Origin of the sequence: Paraburkholderia sediminicola, assembly GCF_902859805.1 — a bacterium.
In the GTDB taxonomy this organism is placed as follows: Bacteria; Pseudomonadota; Gammaproteobacteria; order Burkholderiales; family Burkholderiaceae; genus Paraburkholderia; species Paraburkholderia sediminicola.
Genome location: NZ_CADIKC010000022.1, coordinates 39,720 through 57,012, shown reverse-complemented (window position 1 = coordinate 57,012; position 17,293 = coordinate 39,720). Strand labels below are relative to the sequence as shown.

Here is a 17,293-nt window from a genome sequence, read left to right as displayed (position 1 = left end):
GAGGAATCAGCAATGCGCCATCAGTATGCGACGCTCTGGATATGGTTATTTCTGCTACCGCTTGCACTGGACTATAAAGCGCCCGACGCCAACGTAGGCCACTTCGTCCAGTTCATTTTCGTCATTCCCGTGATCGCCGCGGGGATCGCTCTCGCCCTGGTCGCGCCGCGCTTTCATAACGGCTCGCGCCTGCGCTCGGTCGTCACCTTCAGCGTGCTGCTGTGCGTGCTCGGCAGCATCGTCGCCCAGTTTGTTCAGGATAACGACACTGGCAACTATCTACGCGTTCTCCTGCCGTTCCTGCTGTTTTTGCTGGGCTATCTTGTGGCCTGCCGTCCATGGAGCGAATACAGAATTGCGCAGTTCGAGAAGGCCCTGTTCGTCGCCAATGTGATCTGTCTCCTGTTTACCTTCGTCTATGGCTTAGCCACGAGTGGCGACCTCGAGGACGCGCGCTTTCGTATCATCTCCGTGACGTTGCTAGGGCTGCAAGCCGTGCTGCTGCACGAATTCGTCGTCGCCAGACGCTTTTCGTTTTTCACCGTCGCGGTGTTCTCGGTCAGCGTGATCGTCGAGTTGCTGAGCGTGACGCGCAGTTTGCTGGTGGGAACGGTCCTGCTGTTCCTGATCGCGATGGCGCTAAGTGCACCGTCGATCCAGCTTATCTGGCGCACGGCCGCCCGCAGCGTGATGACCGGTGCGGTGCTGGCAGCCGTGGTCGGCATCGTGGCAGTGAGTTTTCCGGCCGTCACCGAACACTGGACGCAGCGCATTTTCGCGTCCGAAGAAACCGTTACCGGCAAGGATCCCACCACGATCACCCGTCTCGCCGAAATGCGCGATCAGTACGACCAGGTGACGTCCTCGCCGGAAACGCTGCTGTTCGGCGAAGGCTACGGGCACTACTACCGCTATTCCCCCGTCTACCTGCCGGACCTTGCCGGCCAGATCAGCGAGAAAGACTTTTACGCGATCAACGAATGGCCGGCGGGTCACAATTTCTGGGTCTATCAGCTCTTCGCCGGCGGCCTGCTGTTCGGCATCGCCATGCCTTTGGCGACCCTGGCCGCGCTGGCAATCTGCTTTTTCTCCTACCGCTACTGGCGTGTGGTGGTTCCAGACGCACCCATGCTTCCGGTGCTAGGCCGCGCCATCATGCTGTTCGCCGCGCTGCCGGCTACGTCGATCGGCGGCAATCCGCTTGGGCCGCGTTTTTCCGGGCTGATATTCGGCATCGCGCTCGGCCTGATGATCGCCACGCATGCGCGACTGCAGCGCGCACTGCCGGCGCGCGTGAAGCGTGCGCCTACGCCTCCGCATCTACAGCCGGCCGCCATGCCTGAATTGCCAGGCAGAATCCAGCCCGGCATGGGCCGTGCGGATCTCGCGACGACCCTCGGCATGTCACACGCGGCAAGCACCACGTCCGGCTCCAGCCAGTTCGGCGCTCTCGTGTCGCGGACCACGCCGACGCAAAACGCCAATCGACGGAATATCGTCCGATGAAAATTCTCCATCTGCTTGCAAGCGTCGATCCCCGCGCCGGCGGCCCGGTTGAAGGCGTTCGCCGTAGCGGCGCGGCGATGCAGGACGCCGGGCACGAAATCGAAGTGGCCACCTGCGATGCGCCCAGCGACACCTACCTCGCGTCGTTTCCGTTTCCGGTCCACGCGTTTGGCCCCGTCAACAGCCGCTATAGCTACAGCGCGCAACTCGCGCCTTGGCTCGCCGCCAACGCGAAGCGCTTCGACGCGGTCATCGTGCACGGCTTGTGGCAGTACCACGGCTTTGCGGCATGGAAAGCGCTGCGCCAAAGCGACGTGCCCTACTACGTCTACGCGCACGGCATGCTCGATCCCTGGTTCAAACAGGCTTACCCGCTCAAGCATCTGAAGAAGTGGCTGTACTGGCCGTGGGCGGAATATCGGGTACTGCGCGATGCACGCGCCGTCATCTTTACGACTGAAGAAGAGCGTACGCGCGCCCGTCAATCGTTCTGGCTGTACCGTGCGCATGAGCGGATCGTGCCGTACGGCACGACCGTGCCGCCGCTCGACGCAGCGGCGCTACGCGAAGCGTTCCTGCAAGCCGTGCCGGGCTTGCGCGGCAAACGCATCGTGCTGTTTCTCGGCCGCGTGCACGCGAAGAAGGGCTGCGATCTGCTAATCGATGCATTCGCGCGTATCGCCGGCCGCGACCCGTCGCTGCATCTCATGATCGCGGGTCCCGATGAGACCGGCTGGGTAGCCAGCTTGCGCGCCCAGGCTCAGGCAGCCGGCATCGTGCACCGCCTCAGCCTGCCCGGCATGCTGCAGGGCGACCTCAAGTGGGGCGCGTTTCATGCAAGCGACGTGTTCGTTCTACCCTCGCATCAGGAGAACTTCGGTGTAGCGGTTGCCGAGGCGCTCGGCTGCGGACTGCCGGCGCTGATCTCCGATAAGGTCAACGTGTGGCGCGAGATCGAAGCGGACGGCGCGGGGATGGTGGCCGCCGATACCGTTGACGGCACGGAACAGAATCTCGTGCGCTGGCTCGAACTCGACGATGCCGCGCGCGCCGCCATGCGCGCTCAGGCCGTTCACACTTTCGAAGCGCGCTTCCGGATCGAGACCATGGTCAGCGCATTGACCGCGCTGCTGGAAACAAAAGGCAGCATCGGCGAAACGCGCGAAAACACGCTCAGCACGCTGCGCGAAGCCACAACTCAACCAAGCCAGTGACGTTGGGATAACGGCGCGCGCCGCGAGGCGCGCACCGTCACCGGTTGCTCTTCACTACTCCTTCATCAACCACTTCAAGGTCGAGGCTGCGATCGGCAACGTTTCGGCTTGGGACTACCAGGAAACCGGCTGCATTCTGCCGTCGAACTTGGCGGTGCCATTCGCAGGGATCACGACCGCACGCGAAGCATTGCCGTAGTACAGGTTTGTCCGCGTCCCACCCACGCTGGTGAGTTTGACCGACGACAACGCGCCACCGCTCCACGCGAGATCCACCGCAAACCCGCCTTTCGCCCGCAGGCCCTTGACGCTTCCTGTGCCCCATTGCGACGGCAACGCGGGCAGCAGCGTGATGCGATCCATCCTGCTTTGCAGCAGCATTTCCAGTATCGCCGCCGGACCGCCGAAGTTCGCATCGATCTGGAATGCCGACGAGTTGCTCGACAGCGCGTAAGCGTCGAACATGTTGGCAAACGTGCCGTTCACTCCGTCGTTGCCCGCCGAGTAATTCAACAGCTTCGGAATCATCGAATAGCAGGTGGCGGCATCGTGGAAATGCGCCCAGCACGCGATGCGCCATGCCAGCCCCCAGCCGAACGAGTTGAACCCGCGCGCGGTGAGCAGCGCCTTCACGCCGGCCACGAGCGTCGGATCGCTGTCGAGCGTGATGCGCTCGCCTTCAAACCACCCGATCAGCGGCGACAGGTGCCGGTGCCCCGTTTCGCCGACCACACTGTCGCTCATCCATTCCTGAAGCTGGCCGGTCGTCGGGCTCACTTTCGGCAGATAGAGGTTCGCCTTCAGCGTCGCGAGTGTCTGCGCGAAATCCGCATCCTTGCCAAGCACCTGGCTCGCCGCGACCGTGTTGGTGAACAGATCCCAAACGAGTTCCTGTGCATAAGTAATGCCGAGTTGCTGGTGGGGCCCCTGCTCCGGCGACCAGTCCTTGTCGTCGATGAGCAGCCCCGTCGCCGGATCCCGGATCAGGCGCGCCTGCCAGAACTCGCAGGCGGATTTCATCACGGGGTAGATGTTCGCCAGATAGCGCTTATCAAGCGTGTACTGATAGTGATTCCACAGCGTGCGGCAATACCACGCGCTTGCCGGCGGGCTCCAATCCCAGCCGATCGAACCGTAGATACCGGTTGAAATCGCCACCGTCCAACCCGCCACCTTGCCGTTCGAATTGCTGTAATTCACGTTGGCGGCATCGTTGAAATGATTCCGGGTGGACTGGACCCACGACGGATATTGCCCGGTGACGTAATCGGCAAACGGCAACTGACACTCCGGCAATCCCGCGCGGTCGGCGAGCCAGTAGTTCATCTGCACGTTGATATCGGTGTGGTAGTCGGCCATCCACGGCGGATTGTTCGTCGTACTCCACAAGCCTTGCAGATTCGCTGGCATCGAACCGCGCGACGACGAGATCGTGAGGTAGCGGCCGAACTGCACGTACATCGCTTCGAGCTCGGGATCGGCCAGCGCGGGGTTCGCCCCGCGCGCCTGCAAGCGGGCCGGAATCGTCAGCGCCCTCTGCGCGGCGCTCGAAGTGCCGAGGTTCAGCTCCATACGCCCGAACAGACCGCGATAGTCGCGCACATGACGCCACAGAAGATCCCAGTAGCCCCGAGCTGCGGCGTTCGTCACGTCTGCAATCGTGGCGCTGCGCGGGTTGATGCCCGTCAGGTAACTATCGACGTAGCGCCCCGTGTAATCGGTGCGTGCCGCAATGATGATCGTGAGCGCAGGACAATTCTGCAGCGTGATCTGCCCAGTGGCGGAGTTGAACCGCGCGACCCCCGCATCCGGAATAACCGACAGGTACGTGGCGTACAGCTCTCCGCTACCGCCGACCGAACCCGAGAACGACAGCGCATGATTCGACTCGCCTATGGTCTGGGTGCCCTGACCGTCGATCAGCGACACCGTTCCGTTGTAGGTGCCGCCGTCCGAGGTGAGCCGCACGACGATCACATTGTCGGGAAAGCTGCTGAAGATCTCGCGCCGGTAGGTCCTGCCGCCGACACTGTACTGCGTGCGCACAAGCGCATTGCTGATGTCGAGCGAGCGCTGGTAGCTCGTGGCGCCGGCGTGAGCGGGGAGATCGATATAGAGCTTGCCTAGCGACAGATAGGTGCCCATGCCGGTTGTCGTATAGGACAGGTCGACGACGTCCTTGCTGCCCGACCATAGCGTGATCTCGTTGAGGTAAAGCGCTTCCCTCTCGCTTGCGCCGCCTGCCAGCGCGCCCAGACGGCCATTGCCGACCGGCAGGCCCTGAAACTGCATGCTGGATTCGACGGCGGGTTGATCGTACTGGAACAGCAGCGCCCGATCGGCGGAGAGGAGCGGTGAAGCAGCTTGTGCGGAAGTGGAGAGTGGATCGGTGCTCGGGAAGGTGCCGCTTTCGCTGGCCTGTGCGGAACGTATCGCCGCATGGTTGCCGGTGCCGCCGCCTGCCACCGGCAGGATGGCGGCTACACCGCCGAGTTTGAGGAGCCTGCGACGCTTCTGGTTTACGGACGTTTTCATCCTGTCTCCTGGTTCGCGAAGTTTCCCCGAAAGATCCACCTATAAATATTTTGTGCAAATATGCACTTAGCGGGGATTCTCCAGACATTAGGTTTTTCCCTCGGTACGCGCGCAGCAAAGCGGTACCGAAATTGGACGGTCTGTCTGGCGGGGAGTCACATGCGACAGGTCCGGCGAGCGTTTTGTGCATCTGCAAAACGCTCGCGGCACACAGGTAGGAACGTTGAAATAACTGGAGGGAGGCGAAGGAACTTCAGGAGATGTTTCCCGCTATGTGAGCAGGATGACGAAATATCGCCGCGGCAAAGCAAACGGGGGCGACGGCTTTGCCGCGACGCAGGCCACCGTCGGTAGGGTGGCCTGCATCGTGATCAATATCTTCGGTGACTACGGCGCGAGGCGCACCCCGTCACCGCTTGTTTTTCACTGCTCCTTCATCAACGGCGTCAAGGTCGAGGCTGCGATCGGCAGCGTTTCGACTTGAGGCTGCAGCGTCTGAATCGACATCAGGGAACTGTTGGCGGCATCGCCCCGCGTATTGCCGACAATATCCGGGACATCGAGTTGCCGCACCAGATGACCCGCGAGGCGTAGCGCAAGCGCGGCAATCGTGATGGTCGGAAAGTTGGCGCCGACGGTCGGAAACACGGAACTGCCCGCCACATAAAAATTGCTCATGCCGTGCACTTTGCAATCGCGATCGACCACGCCTTCACGCGGCGAATCGTGCATGCGCGTAGTGCCCATGTGATGCCACGTACCCTCCAGTTTCGCCGGCCAGCGACGGCCTTCGAGCGGCGCGTCGAGTTCGACATCAGCAATGCCCGCCATCTGCAACTCCTGCGCGAGCAACGCGAAGGTTTTATCGAAGGTGCGTTGCACCTGTTCGCCCAGACGCCACTCCACCTTCACGCGTGGCATGCCGAAGCGGTCGCGTTTATCTGCCGACAACGTGACACGGCTATCGGGATCGGGCACCGCTTCGACGATCGCCTGCAAGGTCACGTCGGTGATCAGCGCGGGCCATTGCAGCAGCCGCGTCAGACCGTAGCCCACCGTATGCAGCGGATGCGCGATCATCGTCGCGACATCGGTCTTCAGACTGCGGCCCGGCTGGTCCTTCTGCAACAGCGCTTCCTTGCAGTGGATCAGCGCCTCGGACCCTGCGGTTCCTTCGCCGTACCAGCGCGAATAGAGCCACACGCGCGAATTCAGCAGCTTCTCGCGTTCCATCAATTCCTGCTTTGGTGCGAACTGTGAGGAGATTTTCGTGCCGTGCGCTGACACCGCGGCATTCTGATAGTGATACTTGATGTCATACAGCTTGTTGCGCGCATTGCCCGGACGAAAACGCACCTTGCCCGACATCATCCGCGGATGATCCATGAAGTAGCGGCCCACCAGATCGTTGGCATTGCCGAGGCCTGCCGCCTGCACGTTGTTCGAAGCGAGTAGAAGCCGCGCATTCTCGATGCCGCCCGTGGCGAGCACGAAAATCTTCGCGGTCACCGTCATCTTGCGCCCGCTGATGGTCGCTACCTGAAGCCGCGAAACCGACGTGCCGTCCGCATCGGCGTCGATATTCTGCACGTTCGCATACAGGAACACGCGCACCCGCGCCGAACGCGAGAGCTCGTCACGATAGGCCTTGCCGAAACGCACAGGCGGGCTGAATTGCGCGACGGTATCGCGCATATCGCCGGTTGCAAGCGGTATGCGGCGCACGTCATGGCGTCCGATCTCGCGCTCCCAGTAGGCGGGGTCGAAATTCTGCGGGCCGAGCTTCAGCAGCTCATGCGTCCGCGCGTAATACGGTGCCAGTTCGTCGAGACCGAACGGCCAGCCGCTGTGCGGAATCCAGTCGCGCTTGTCGAAGTCCCACGGATCGAGCGGGCGGCACCAGCCGCCCCAGCAGTTGCTGCTGCCTCCAAAATAACGGCTGCGCGAGCCGTCCGCGAACGAATAGGGAAGCCCGACGTTCTCGCCACGATAGAGGTCGCGGGTTTCGTCATCAGGCCCGAAGCCCCCGCTTTCGAGCATGCAGGTGTCGACCCCGGCCCTCGACATCTCCAACGCAAGCGTAATACCGGCCACACCTCCGCCGATGATGCAGACCGTCGTTTCGATGACCGTGTTGTGTTCAACAGTGCGAGTATCGATGAACATCCCTACTCCCCATCTTCTTCATGCATGTCTGAGTGCGTCAAACCGGCTACTCATCCAACCGGGGCTGGCAAGCAAACCACGCACACGTCGTTGCCGAACGCATCACCAGCGTCGCCGCAGGCGTCGATCGAAGACATCGATCGACAATCCGATTGCGGCCGCCGACATTCCGGCTTGTCAACGACCTGGCCTCCTCAGCGTATAAACGCTGCGGTTCTTTCTCTGTGCTTCAGGTCACGGAATCGAAACGGTTCCGGATAAAACGACATGGATTGCCGCCGTATACGCCCTCTGGTTCGAGGGAACGATGCACGACGGACAAGGGCGTCACCACGGCCGACCGGCCGATCGTCACACCCATCTGCACGACACATTTCGACGTGATCCAGACACCGTCCTCGATGATGATCGGCGCGACGCGCAGATCCATCGTCGTGCTCATATCGTGCGAGCCGGCACTGAGGAACGTCCCCTGGGAAATGCAGACATTCGAGCCGATATGGATCAGCGCCTGGTTGTAGATCCAGACATCGACGCCGAACCAGCAGTTATCGCCCACCTCCAGGTTCCACGGTGACTTCACGCGCAATGGATGCACGAAGCGGCAGCCCGTGCCGATCTTCGCGCCGAACAGGCGTAACAACGCAACGCGGACCGACGAGAGCGGCAGCAGCTTGTTGTTGATGACGCAGGCTTCCACGACAAACCAGATGAGTTCGATCAGGGCGCCACGTTTCGCGCGATAGTTTCCCTTCCCAGCCCGACTGAGATCGATGACACGGCCATCCTCGCGTATGCCTTCGACTTCCGGCATACGCCCGATCTGCGGATCGTCGGCAGCGTTACCCATCAGATTTCTCCAGACCACAAACGGGAATCCACATACCCATGCATCGCGCTTACATTATGTTTCGACTCCTTACTGAAGCCGGCTTCATGGCCGTACGAGCAAGCGTTTTGGCGGCTCCACGCGTGCTGGTTGGCGCACGATAGCTCTATTGCGACCGCATCTTCCTGGGGCATCCGATGACCATCCCGTTCCGGCACATAACACCCCCTCTGCTTCTCGCCATCGCGACCTATGCCGTACCCACGTTCGCGCAAAACGCAGCAGCGCCCGCGCCCGCTGCGCCGGCCCTTGCCGCTACCGCTGCGACCAGCTACGGCACCCCCGCACCCGCAGCGCGCGCCAAGCCGGGGGTGGCGAATCGCAACAGCGAAGCGCAGTTGCTCGGCGCCCCACGCGACTACGGCTCGCCAGACGCGCAGCAAGGCAACACCGCCGATGCCCAGCAGGCGGCCCTGCTCGATGAGCAACGCATGACGGTGCTGGGCGGAGCCCAACCTGCCGTGCGCAAACAGCCGAACAAAGCGCAAGCCGGCGGCAACGGCAAGGTGCGCGTGGCCGGCCAGCCGGGCGGTCCGAATGCAGCCGAGCGCCTGATGCCCGACGGCGCAGCCAAAACCACTTACGCCGATCCGTTCGATGCGGGCAAGCACGCCGTCTACAAATCCCCGTGGTGATATTGCATTCATGAGATGGCCGCGTCCCGGATCAATCCGGCGCGGCTTCCTCCGTTGTCGCCGGCTTGCGCCGCCGGGCCGCAGCGGTTGAAGGCCTCGGACCACCGAAATACGGCGTCTCCACGTTCGTTTGCTTGCCACGCGTGCCATGCGTGCCACGTGTGCCATGTGTGCCATGCGTGCCACGAACCAGCGTTGCGAGCCGCGCTTCGAAGGTGCCGATCGTCGACTCCGGCGATAGCGCGCGCTCCGCATAATTGCGCGCCGCCTTACCGAGTGCCGCACGGCGTTCGGGATCGCTTGCCAGTACCGTGATCGCCGCCGCCAAAGCCTTGACGTTGTCCGGCGGCACGATCACGCCGCGCGGCGCCACCGCGTCGTAGAGACCCGTACCGCGCCGCGCCATGGCCACCACGGCGCGCCCGCTTGCGAACATGCCGGTGAGCTTCGAGGGCATCACCAGATCCGCGGCATCGGCACGTTGCGGCAGCACATGAATGTCGGCGAGATTGAGCAGCTCGTTCAGACGCTCCATGGGTTGCAGCGGAATGAACACGCAGTTCGTCAATCCCGCGCAGCGTTCGAGCAAACTCTCTTTCGCCGCGCCGCTGCCGCAGAAAACGAAGGTGAGGTCGGTACGTCCGGCGAGCGATGCCGCCGCATCGGCGAGCGTTTCGATACCCTGTTTCGCGCCCATATTGCCCGAGTACAGCACCACTTTCTGGCCGGCCGGAATGCCCAGCATGCGCCGGTAGTCGCTTGCGCGCGCCAGCGGAAAGATGGTCGACACGTCGACCCAGTTGGGCAGGCAAGCGACCCGCGAAGGCTTGACGCCCTTGACCACCGCGCGTGAACCCATCTGCGGCGTAATCGACGACACGGTGTCGAAGCATCGCAGCAACGTGCTTTCGATCCAACGTGCCGCGCGCGCTGCGAGCGAGCTTTTCAGAAGACCCAGATCGAAAGCGGCATCGACTTCGAAATCCTGAATATGCAGCCACGCACTCGCGCCCGTGAGACGCGCGAACGCCAGCGTAGCGGGCGCGCACATCAGGGTCGGCGCGATCAGCATCGCGGCATCGGGGCGCCATAGCATCTGCCTCGCGAGCAGCGGCAACGAACTCACCGCGAAACTCGCCAGATGCAGCATCCGCTTCAGCCCGCTCGGACGCGCCGGCACCCACAGCGGCGCGCGCCAGATCGTCACACCGTCGCGCGTTTCGCGCTGATATCGCCATGCCACATAGTTCGGCGCCACGCGCCACTCAGGGTAATAGGGCGGTGCACACACCACGCGAACCTCGTGGCCGCGCCTCGCCAGAAGCACAGCCATCTCTGCGGTGTACTTACCCACCCCCGTCAGTTCGGGCGCGTAATTGATGCCGTAGATCAGGATCTTCATTGGAGCTGCCAGGACGAGTTAGAGCTTCGCATGCGCGACGGGGCCGTGAGGCACTCAGTCGCTCAGCATCAGCGCACAGCCGCGCGCGATATTGGCGGCGGCAGAAGGTGGATCGAAACGGCGAATCACATCCATGCAACGGTGCGCGGTGCCACCGGCGTCGGCGAATGCCTCCATCGCCTTGAGCATCGTGCGCTGCAATCCGGCAACATCGCCTGCCGTGAATGCATAGCCGCTGACGCCATCGATCACCAGTTCCGGCACACAACCGCAACTCTCGCTGACCACCGCGGGGCAACCATGCGCGAGCGCCTCGTTGACGACGAGTCCCCACGGCTCGCTATAGCTCGGCAGCACCATGCAGGTCGCGCCGTAGTATTCGCGAGTGAGCGGTTCGTCCTGCAAACTGCCGGCGAAAGTGACCGCGTCGCCCAGTTCGAGATCGGCCACCTTCGCGTGCAGCGCGTCCGCCATCGGCCCGGTGCCGACAATGCGCAACTTCGCCGCCGGAATACGGCGCCGCAAGCCGGCGAACGCCTCGATCAACGTACCGATGCCCTTCTCTTCCGAGAGACGGCCTACGTAAAGAAACACCGGCGGATTGCCCGCGCGCGCCGCAACCCGCTCGACCAGCGCGCGCTCCGGCGAAAACGATCCGGGCATTGCCGCGGCCTGGCACGGCACGAAAATCTTGTCGCGCTTCGCGCCGAGTGACTCCAGATACTCGCGGCTGCGTTCGCCAAAACCGAAATAGCCATCGCAGAGCGAAAAGAACACGCGCTTCGGAATCGACGTCAGCAGCTTTTTTGGCCGGTCGCGTGCGGTCGAATCGCAGAACACCGCGCGCCGCTTGCCGGTCACGATGCACGCCGCCAGCATCGCCCAGTATTCCGGACGGTGGTAGCCCGGCAGCACGATCAGATCCGACTTGGTCCGCAACACTTCCCAGGTGAGCCGCGCGATCATCTTCATCGTCGGCACATCTTCGTAGCAACCGTCGAACAGCTTCTGCATCGGATAGCGATGGTACGAATAGTCGACATCCGAAAAACCAACACGGTCGTGCTCCGTATCCGCAATCTGCACCATCGAATAGCGGATCGCGCCGGATGCCGAAATGTTATGCAGGGCGGAGAACACGACGCCCTTGTGACGCGACCATACGACGTTGTGGAAGATCGTGACTGACGCAGTCATTTTTTTGCCACTCCTCGAAAATCGTCCCTGTGTGCGTTGCACGCTATGCGTGCGAAACGCTCCACGCGCTCACTCATTGCCGGAATCGCGCCCAGCAGCCCTTCAATGCGCGCCTAAACGTGCATGACGGCGGCGGCGGTCGAGCCGGCGTGCAATTCAACGAATTCCCGATACGTGGACGTGATGCCCTCTTCGAGGCCAATGGTCGCGTGCCAACCCATTTGCGCGAGCCGCGATACATCCAGCAGCTTGCGCGGCGTACCGTCGGGTTTGGACGCGTCGAACACGAGCTCACCCTCGAAGCCGGTCACCTTGCAGATGCACTCGGCCAGTTCGCGAATCGACAGGTCTTCACCCACCCCGACATTGAACAGGCCTTCTGTCACGTTGTGCTCGAGCACGAAGAGCGTGGCCGCGGCGAGATCGTCGACATGCAGAAACTCGCGGCGCGGCGTGCCCGAGCCCCACACCGTCAAGGTTGCGGAACCGTTCACCTTCGCTTCGTGCGCCTTCCTCAGCAGCGCCGGCAAAACATGGCTGCTGTTCAGATCGTAGTTATCGTTGGGACCGTACAGATTGGTCGGCATCAACGAGACGTACTGCGTGTTGTATTCGCGGTTGTACGCCTCGCACAGCTTGAGACCGGCGATCTTCGCAATTGCGTAGGCGTCGTTGGTCGGCTCGAGCGGCGAGGTCAACAAGTACTCCTCGCGAATCGGCTGCGGACACTGCTTCGGATAAATGCACGACGAACCGAAGAACACCAGCCGCTCCACCTGCGCGCGAAACGCGGCGTGGATCACGTTGGTTTCGATCACCAGGTTTTCATAGATGAACTCACCCGGCTGCGACGCGTTAGCGAGAATGCCCCCCACGCGCGCGGCCGCGAGCAGCACCACGTCGATCTTTTCCCGCTCGAAAAAGCCGTTCACGGCTGCCTGATCCTTGAGATCGAGCTCCGCCCTCGACCGTGTGACGACGTTGTGATAGCCCTCGGCATTGAGCCGCCGGACCAGCGCGGAGCCGACCATGCCACGGTGGCCCGCCACGAAGATGCGTGCTTGTTTGTTCATCGCCGTTACTCGTGATGTTCCAGCGCCGTGAAACCGGCCAGCGTGACAAGCGCGTCACGTCTCGCAATCTGATAGTCAGACCGCACCATTTCCTTGACGAGCGCACTGAATGGCGTGGTCGGCTTCCAGCCGAGCTGCGCGTGGGCTTTCGACGGATCGCCCAGCAGCGTCTCGACTTCGGCAGGCCGGAAGTAGCGCGGATCGACACGCACGATCACATCGCCGGGCGACATCTTGATTTCGCGCCCTTCCACCTTTTCGACAATGCCGACTTCATCCACGCCAGTTCCTTCGAAACGCACCGTGACGCCCAACTCAGCGGCGGCATGCTTAACAAACTCACGCACGCTGTACTGCACGCCGGTGGCAATGACGTAATCCTCCGGCCGGTCCTGTTGCAGCATGCGCCATTGCATCTCGACGTAGTCGCGCGCATGACCCCAGTCGCGCAACGCCGACAGATTGCCGAGATACAGAGTCTTCTGCATGCCGACCGCGATGCGCGCCACAGCGCGGGTGATCTTGCGCGTCACGAAGGTCTCGCCACGCACCGGCGATTCGTGATTGAACAGAATCCCGTTGCAGGCATAGAGCCCATACGCCTCGCGATAGTTGACCGTGGTCCAGTACGCAAACAGCTTGGCGACCGCATACGGGCTGCGCGGATAGAACGGCGTGGTCTCGGACTGCGGCACCTGTTGCACGAGGCCGTACAGTTCCGAGGTCGAAGCCTGATAGAAACGCGTCTTGTGCTGAAGCCCCAGAATGCGGATCGCTTCGAGAATCCGCAACGCGCCGAGGCCGTCCGCGTTAGCGGTGTATTCCGGCTCTTCGAACGAAACCGCCACGTGGCTCTGCGCCGCGAGGTTGTAAATCTCGTCGGGCTCCACACGTTGAATCACGCGCAGAATGCTGGTCGAATCGGTCAAATCGGCGTGATGCAGGAAGAGTCGCTGGTCCGGATCGTGCGGGTCGCGATAGAGATGATCGATCCGGTCCGTATTGAACAGCGATGACCTGCGTTTGATGCCGTGTACGTCGTAATCCTTGGCGAGCAGCAGCTCGGCGAGATACGACCCGTCCTGTCCAGTAATGCCGGTGATCAGCGCGACCTTGCGTTTCATGAACCCCTCCCCTCGTTGAACTTTGCGATATCAGCGGCCCCGTCGTCGGGGCCGTCACATCAACCCGCGATGCTGTCGTATCCGTAATAACCGCCTTGATAGCCGGAACCGAGGAATGCGCCTTCCTGAGGCACATCGGTCAACAGCACGCCCTTGAGCGATACGCCGCCGTTGAGCAGCCGCTTGGCCGTCTCGGCAATCTCGTTCAGCGGATGGCGGCCATGGCGCACCACCAGCAGCGTCGTACCGGCGTACTTGCCGATCACCGTCGAGTCGGTCACGGCAAGCACCGGCGGTGTGTCGACAATCACGATGTCGTAGTGCGACTTCAACTCGTCGAGCATCGTCTGGAAACGCTTGCTCATCAGCAATTCAGACGGATGCGAGGGCAGCGTGCCCTTGGCGAGCACGTCGAGTCCAGGCAGCACGTCGCGCTGAACCATCGACGCGAGATCGCCACCGCTCAGCACGTCCGAGAGCCCCGGCTGATGCGCGATGCCGAAATGCGAATGAACGTCGCCGCGCCGCATGTCGCCGTCGATAATCAGCACCCGCTTGTTCGCCGACGCCACCAGCGCCGCCAGATTCACCGACAGGAACGACTTGCCGGTATCGGGCCGCGAACCCGTGATCATCACGACGTTGTTCTCGGCCTGATCGAGCGACAACTGCAACGAGGTCCGCAGATTGCGCACGCCTTCCACCGCGATGTCTTCCGGCGCCTGCTGCGCGAGCACATGCAGCCCGCGGCGGCGCAGCATGACGTTTTCCTGCAAACGCAGCTGTGTCTGGCTGCGCGGCACGATCGCGAACACCGGCACGCCGAGCACCGCTTCGAGTTCGTCCGGGCGTTCCACGCCGCCGTACATTGCGCGCTTGAAGAAGGTCAGCATGATGCCGATCAGCAAGCCGCCGCCGAGCGAGATCAGGATCGCCAGCACGCGCTTCGGGCGCACCGGTTCGTCAGGCGTTTCGGCGAAGTCCACCACCCGCACGTTGCCCACCTGGCCGGCTTTCGCCACCCGGAGTTGCTGCGCGCTGTTCAACAGATTGGTATAGAGCTCCGTATCGACGTGCACGTCGCGCAGCAGACGCAACGCGGTCTGCTCGGTGTCCGGCATCACGGCCACGCTGCGGTTCATGGTGGCCGCTGCGCCCTGCAACGCCGCAATCTGCGCGTCGAGCGCGGCTACCGCCGGGTGATTCGCCGTGAAGCGCTGCGACATCTCCGCGCGTTGCTGCTGCAGATCGAGCAGCTTCGTCTTGTTGTCGACGACCTGTTGAAGCAACAGGCGGCTTTCTTCACCGAGATCGACCGTGCCGTGCGCGTTACGGAATTTGTTGTAGCGTTGCTCGGCGTCGTCGAGTTCCTTGCGCAAGCCAGGCAGTTGCTGGTCGAGGAAGGCCAGCATGTGTTCCGCTTCGGTCGAGCGGCTCTCCACATCCTGACGCACGAACTCGCGCGCCATGCTGTTGACGATCGCCGCAGTCAACGCGGGGGCGCCGCCTTCGAGGCTGGTGCGAATCACGCCGGACTGCAGCGTGGTTTCGGCCACCACGAGCGCCTTTTGCAGGCGATCCACCGTGCCCAGCGTCGACGCGCGCTGCAGCTCGAAACGCGCGCCGGGCTCGCCGACCAGCTTGTCGACATGCAACGCGATCGGGCCGTCGGCAGTGTCGGTTTCCACGGTCTCGCCAACGTGGCCGGAGAGAATCGCGATACCGTTCTTGTCGCGCAGCACGTACGAACCTGCGTCGCCGGCAATCAGCGTGAAGGTCGTGTCGTAAAAGTCCTTCGACGTGTCAAAGCGCGACACGGCAATGCTCTCGTTACCCCACGCGAAGCCCGACAGGTTGATGAACGACGGCAACTTGAAGCCCCACTGTCCGTTCACCAACCCCGCGATCATCCCGCCGATAAACGGCATATAACGCGGCGAAGCCGTGATGTCGAGGTGCAGGTTCTTCACCGTTTCCTCGGTGACGAGACGCGACTTCAGCAACTCGATCTCCGCGGCCGTCGAGGGCTTGGTGTCGAACATGCCGGTGAGCGGCGGCAAGGAATCCTTGCCGTTCGCATTGGCATTGGCCGTCTTGTCCTCGACGTGGAACAGCACATCCGCGCGATACGTCGGCGGCGCAAGGAACGCATACGCGCACCCCAGCGCGAGTGCGATCAGCGTCACCATCACGATCGTGCGCCAACCTCTCACGATCGTGCGCAGATAGTCCGACAGGTGCAGCTCGTCCGGTCCGGACACGTCGGTATAGCGGTTTTCGAAATTAATTGCCATTTTGTTCACCCAACAAAGCCCGGCGGTTCATGGTCACGTTGCACGGTTGTTATTTCGCAAGAACGGCGCCCGTTACAGCCGCATTGATCGCCGGCAGCAGCAGGTTCAGTACACGGTTGAAGCGGACCAGGCCGCCTTGGCCGACATACACGACGTCCTTCGGTTGAAGCTCGAACTGATTGGCGAGAATCATCGACACCGGCGAGGTCGCATCGAGGTGGTAGACCTGCGGCGATTCGCTGGTCGAATTGCGGATCACGAACAACTGCCTGGCCGCCGCCGTGTTCGAGTCGAAGCTGCCGCTATCGGAAATAGCCTGCGAAAGCGTCAGCGAGCCGTTACGCATCGGCAGGATCGTTGCCGGCTTGTTGACCTCGCCCATCACATACACGCCGCTGTCTTCGCGCGAAGCCACCCGTACGATGTCGCCCGCTTGCAGATAGATCTCCGACGGATTGCGGCCGCGCTTGATCAGATCGTCTACGTTGAGCGGATACGTCACACCGTTGCGGATTAGCTCAACGCGGCTGCGATCCGCATTCGGGCTGAAGCCGCCGCCCTGATTGATCACGCTCGTCAACGACAACGGAATGTCGGTGACCGACTGCGCGCCTGGGGTGCGTACTTCACCGTCCACATAAACCTGCGCGTTCCGGAACGAGGCCACCCGCACCGTCACTTCAGGCTTCTGATACACGTTGCTCAGACGCTTGTGCAGCTCTCTCTGGATCGTCCCGACGTCTTTGCCGGCCACGTGCACCGTGCCTGCATACGGAAACTGCACGTCGCCGTTTTCGTCGATCAGAAAACCGGGCGCGGCATCCGTCGTCTTCGCGTTCTGCGCGGGCTGCCCTAGCGCCGCGGCGAGTTCCGGGTGATCCCACACGACGATCTGCAGCACGTCGCCAGGGCCGACCTTGTAAGCGGTCGGTTTGCCGAACAGCGCAGTCGTCTGCGGCGGCAGCGTCGCGGCCGTTTGCGTCGCGTTCATCTTGCGCAGCAGCGCGAGGTTGATATCGGTAATCGGAATCTGCTGTTGCTGCGATGCTTCCGTGCTGTAGTCCCCACCCGTGTCCTGAACCGCGGCTGGGGTAACCATCCGTTGACCCGGTACGATTCCGCATCCGGCAAGCAGTGTTGCAACTGTGAAAATCACGAGACTTCCCGTGCGTATACCAAGCGAGCTCATGGTGTTTCCTCCTTGCGCCAGGGACTGTCCTCGGGGGAGGTAGAGCCCAGCGTGCTTGTTAACTACTTA

General features: G+C 62.3%; 12 protein-coding genes. 3 read left to right on the top strand and 9 right to left on the bottom strand.

The features are described 5' to 3' along the window. Nucleotides 1–12 precede the first annotated feature (12 nt). Together R8871_RS37595 and R8871_RS37590 are read left to right on the top strand one after the other, a co-directional pair. Nucleotides 13–1,506: an O-antigen ligase family protein gene (locus R8871_RS37595; protein ID WP_175054958.1), complete on the top strand. Its 1,494-nt coding sequence runs from the start codon at nucleotides 13–15 to the stop codon at nucleotides 1,504–1,506. Beyond that, the gene (locus R8871_RS37590) at nucleotides 1,503–2,720 is read left to right on the top strand and encodes a glycosyltransferase (protein WP_175054957.1); all 1,218 of its coding nucleotides are present in this window, start codon (nucleotides 1,503–1,505) and stop codon (nucleotides 2,718–2,720) included. Before R8871_RS37595 ends, R8871_RS37590 begins: the two co-directional genes overlap by 4 nt. Nucleotides 2,721–2,834: 114 nt before the next feature. On the opposite strand, the gene R8871_RS37585 is transcribed toward R8871_RS37590, so the two are convergent. The 3 genes from R8871_RS37585 to R8871_RS37575 form a co-directional block, all read right to left on the bottom strand. Beyond that, entirely contained in the window at nucleotides 2,835–5,255 is a 2,421-nt protein-coding gene (locus R8871_RS37585; RefSeq protein ID WP_175054956.1) for a glycosyl hydrolase family 95 catalytic domain-containing protein, read from the bottom strand. 423 nt (nucleotides 5,256–5,678) lie between these two features. After that, complete coding sequence (locus tag R8871_RS37580; protein ID WP_175054955.1) at nucleotides 5,679–7,421, bottom strand: FAD-dependent oxidoreductase; 1,743 nt, start codon at nucleotides 7,419–7,421, stop codon at nucleotides 5,679–5,681. A gap of 229 nt (nucleotides 7,422–7,650) precedes the next feature. After that, a complete protein-coding gene (locus tag R8871_RS37575; protein ID WP_175054954.1) occupies nucleotides 7,651–8,271 on the bottom strand; it encodes a DapH/DapD/GlmU-related protein in 621 nt (206 codons plus the stop codon). A 176-nt stretch (nucleotides 8,272–8,447) separates the two neighbouring features. Here R8871_RS37575 and R8871_RS37570 point away from each other — a divergent pair, with 176 nt between their 5' ends. Further along, entirely contained in the window at nucleotides 8,448–8,945 is a 498-nt protein-coding gene (locus tag R8871_RS37570) for a hypothetical protein (RefSeq protein WP_175054953.1), read from the top strand. 31 nt (nucleotides 8,946–8,976) lie between these two features. Here the strand turns inward: R8871_RS37570 and R8871_RS37565 are convergent, their stop codons facing one another. The 6 genes from R8871_RS37565 to R8871_RS37540 all read right to left on the bottom strand — a co-directional run bounded on the left by R8871_RS37565 (nucleotide 8,977) and on the right by R8871_RS37540 (nucleotide 17,224). Continuing rightward, on the bottom strand, nucleotides 8,977–10,347 hold the full coding sequence (locus R8871_RS37565; protein ID WP_175054952.1) for a glycosyltransferase WbuB: 1,371 nt from the start codon (nucleotides 10,345–10,347) through the stop codon (nucleotides 8,977–8,979). Nucleotides 10,348–10,401: 54 nt separating this feature from the next. Next, the gene (locus R8871_RS37560) at nucleotides 10,402–11,544 is read right to left on the bottom strand and encodes a glycosyltransferase family 4 protein (RefSeq protein ID WP_175054951.1); all 1,143 of its coding nucleotides are present in this window, start codon (nucleotides 11,542–11,544) and stop codon (nucleotides 10,402–10,404) included. A 113-nt stretch (nucleotides 11,545–11,657) separates the two neighbouring features. Continuing rightward, a complete protein-coding gene (locus R8871_RS37555) occupies nucleotides 11,658–12,617 on the bottom strand; it encodes a GDP-L-fucose synthase family protein (RefSeq protein ID WP_175054950.1) in 960 nt (319 codons plus the stop codon). 5 nt (nucleotides 12,618–12,622) lie between these two features. Next, entirely contained in the window at nucleotides 12,623–13,741 is a 1,119-nt protein-coding gene (gene gmd, locus R8871_RS37550) for a GDP-mannose 4,6-dehydratase (protein WP_175054949.1), read from the bottom strand. A 59-nt stretch (nucleotides 13,742–13,800) separates the two neighbouring features. Further along, nucleotides 13,801–16,035 (bottom strand): polysaccharide biosynthesis tyrosine autokinase, encoded by a 2,235-nt coding sequence (locus R8871_RS37545; protein WP_175054948.1) that lies wholly within the window; start codon nucleotides 16,033–16,035, stop codon nucleotides 13,801–13,803. 49 nt (nucleotides 16,036–16,084) lie between these two features. Next, nucleotides 16,085–17,224 (bottom strand): polysaccharide biosynthesis/export family protein, encoded by a 1,140-nt coding sequence (locus R8871_RS37540; protein ID WP_175054947.1) that lies wholly within the window; start codon nucleotides 17,222–17,224, stop codon nucleotides 16,085–16,087. Nucleotides 17,225–17,293: the final 69 nt, after the last annotated feature.

Coding starts and splice junctions, on each gene's coding strand:
- R8871_RS37595 (WP_175054958.1), top strand. CDS start 13: ATGCGCCATCAGTATGCGACGCTCTGGATATGGTTATTTCTGCTACCG.
- R8871_RS37590 (WP_175054957.1), top strand. CDS start 1,503: ATGAAAATTCTCCATCTGCTTGCAAGCGTCGATCCCCGCGCCGGCGGC.
- R8871_RS37585 (WP_175054956.1), bottom strand. CDS start 5,255: ATGAAAACGTCCGTAAACCAGAAGCGTCGCAGGCTCCTCAAACTCGGC.
- R8871_RS37580 (WP_175054955.1), bottom strand. CDS start 7,421: ATGTTCATCGATACTCGCACTGTTGAACACAACACGGTCATCGAAACG.
- R8871_RS37575 (WP_175054954.1), bottom strand. CDS start 8,271: ATGGGTAACGCTGCCGACGATCCGCAGATCGGGCGTATGCCGGAAGTC.
- R8871_RS37570 (WP_175054953.1), top strand. CDS start 8,448: ATGACCATCCCGTTCCGGCACATAACACCCCCTCTGCTTCTCGCCATC.
- R8871_RS37565 (WP_175054952.1), bottom strand. CDS start 10,347: ATGAAGATCCTGATCTACGGCATCAATTACGCGCCCGAACTGACGGGG.
- R8871_RS37560 (WP_175054951.1), bottom strand. CDS start 11,544: ATGACTGCGTCAGTCACGATCTTCCACAACGTCGTATGGTCGCGTCAC.
- R8871_RS37555 (WP_175054950.1), bottom strand. CDS start 12,617: ATGAACAAACAAGCACGCATCTTCGTGGCGGGCCACCGTGGCATGGTC.
- gmd (WP_175054949.1), bottom strand. CDS start 13,741: ATGAAACGCAAGGTCGCGCTGATCACCGGCATTACTGGACAGGACGGG.
- R8871_RS37545 (WP_175054948.1), bottom strand. CDS start 16,035: ATGGCAATTAATTTCGAAAACCGCTATACCGACGTGTCCGGACCGGAC.
- R8871_RS37540 (WP_175054947.1), bottom strand. CDS start 17,224: ATGAGCTCGCTTGGTATACGCACGGGAAGTCTCGTGATTTTCACAGTT.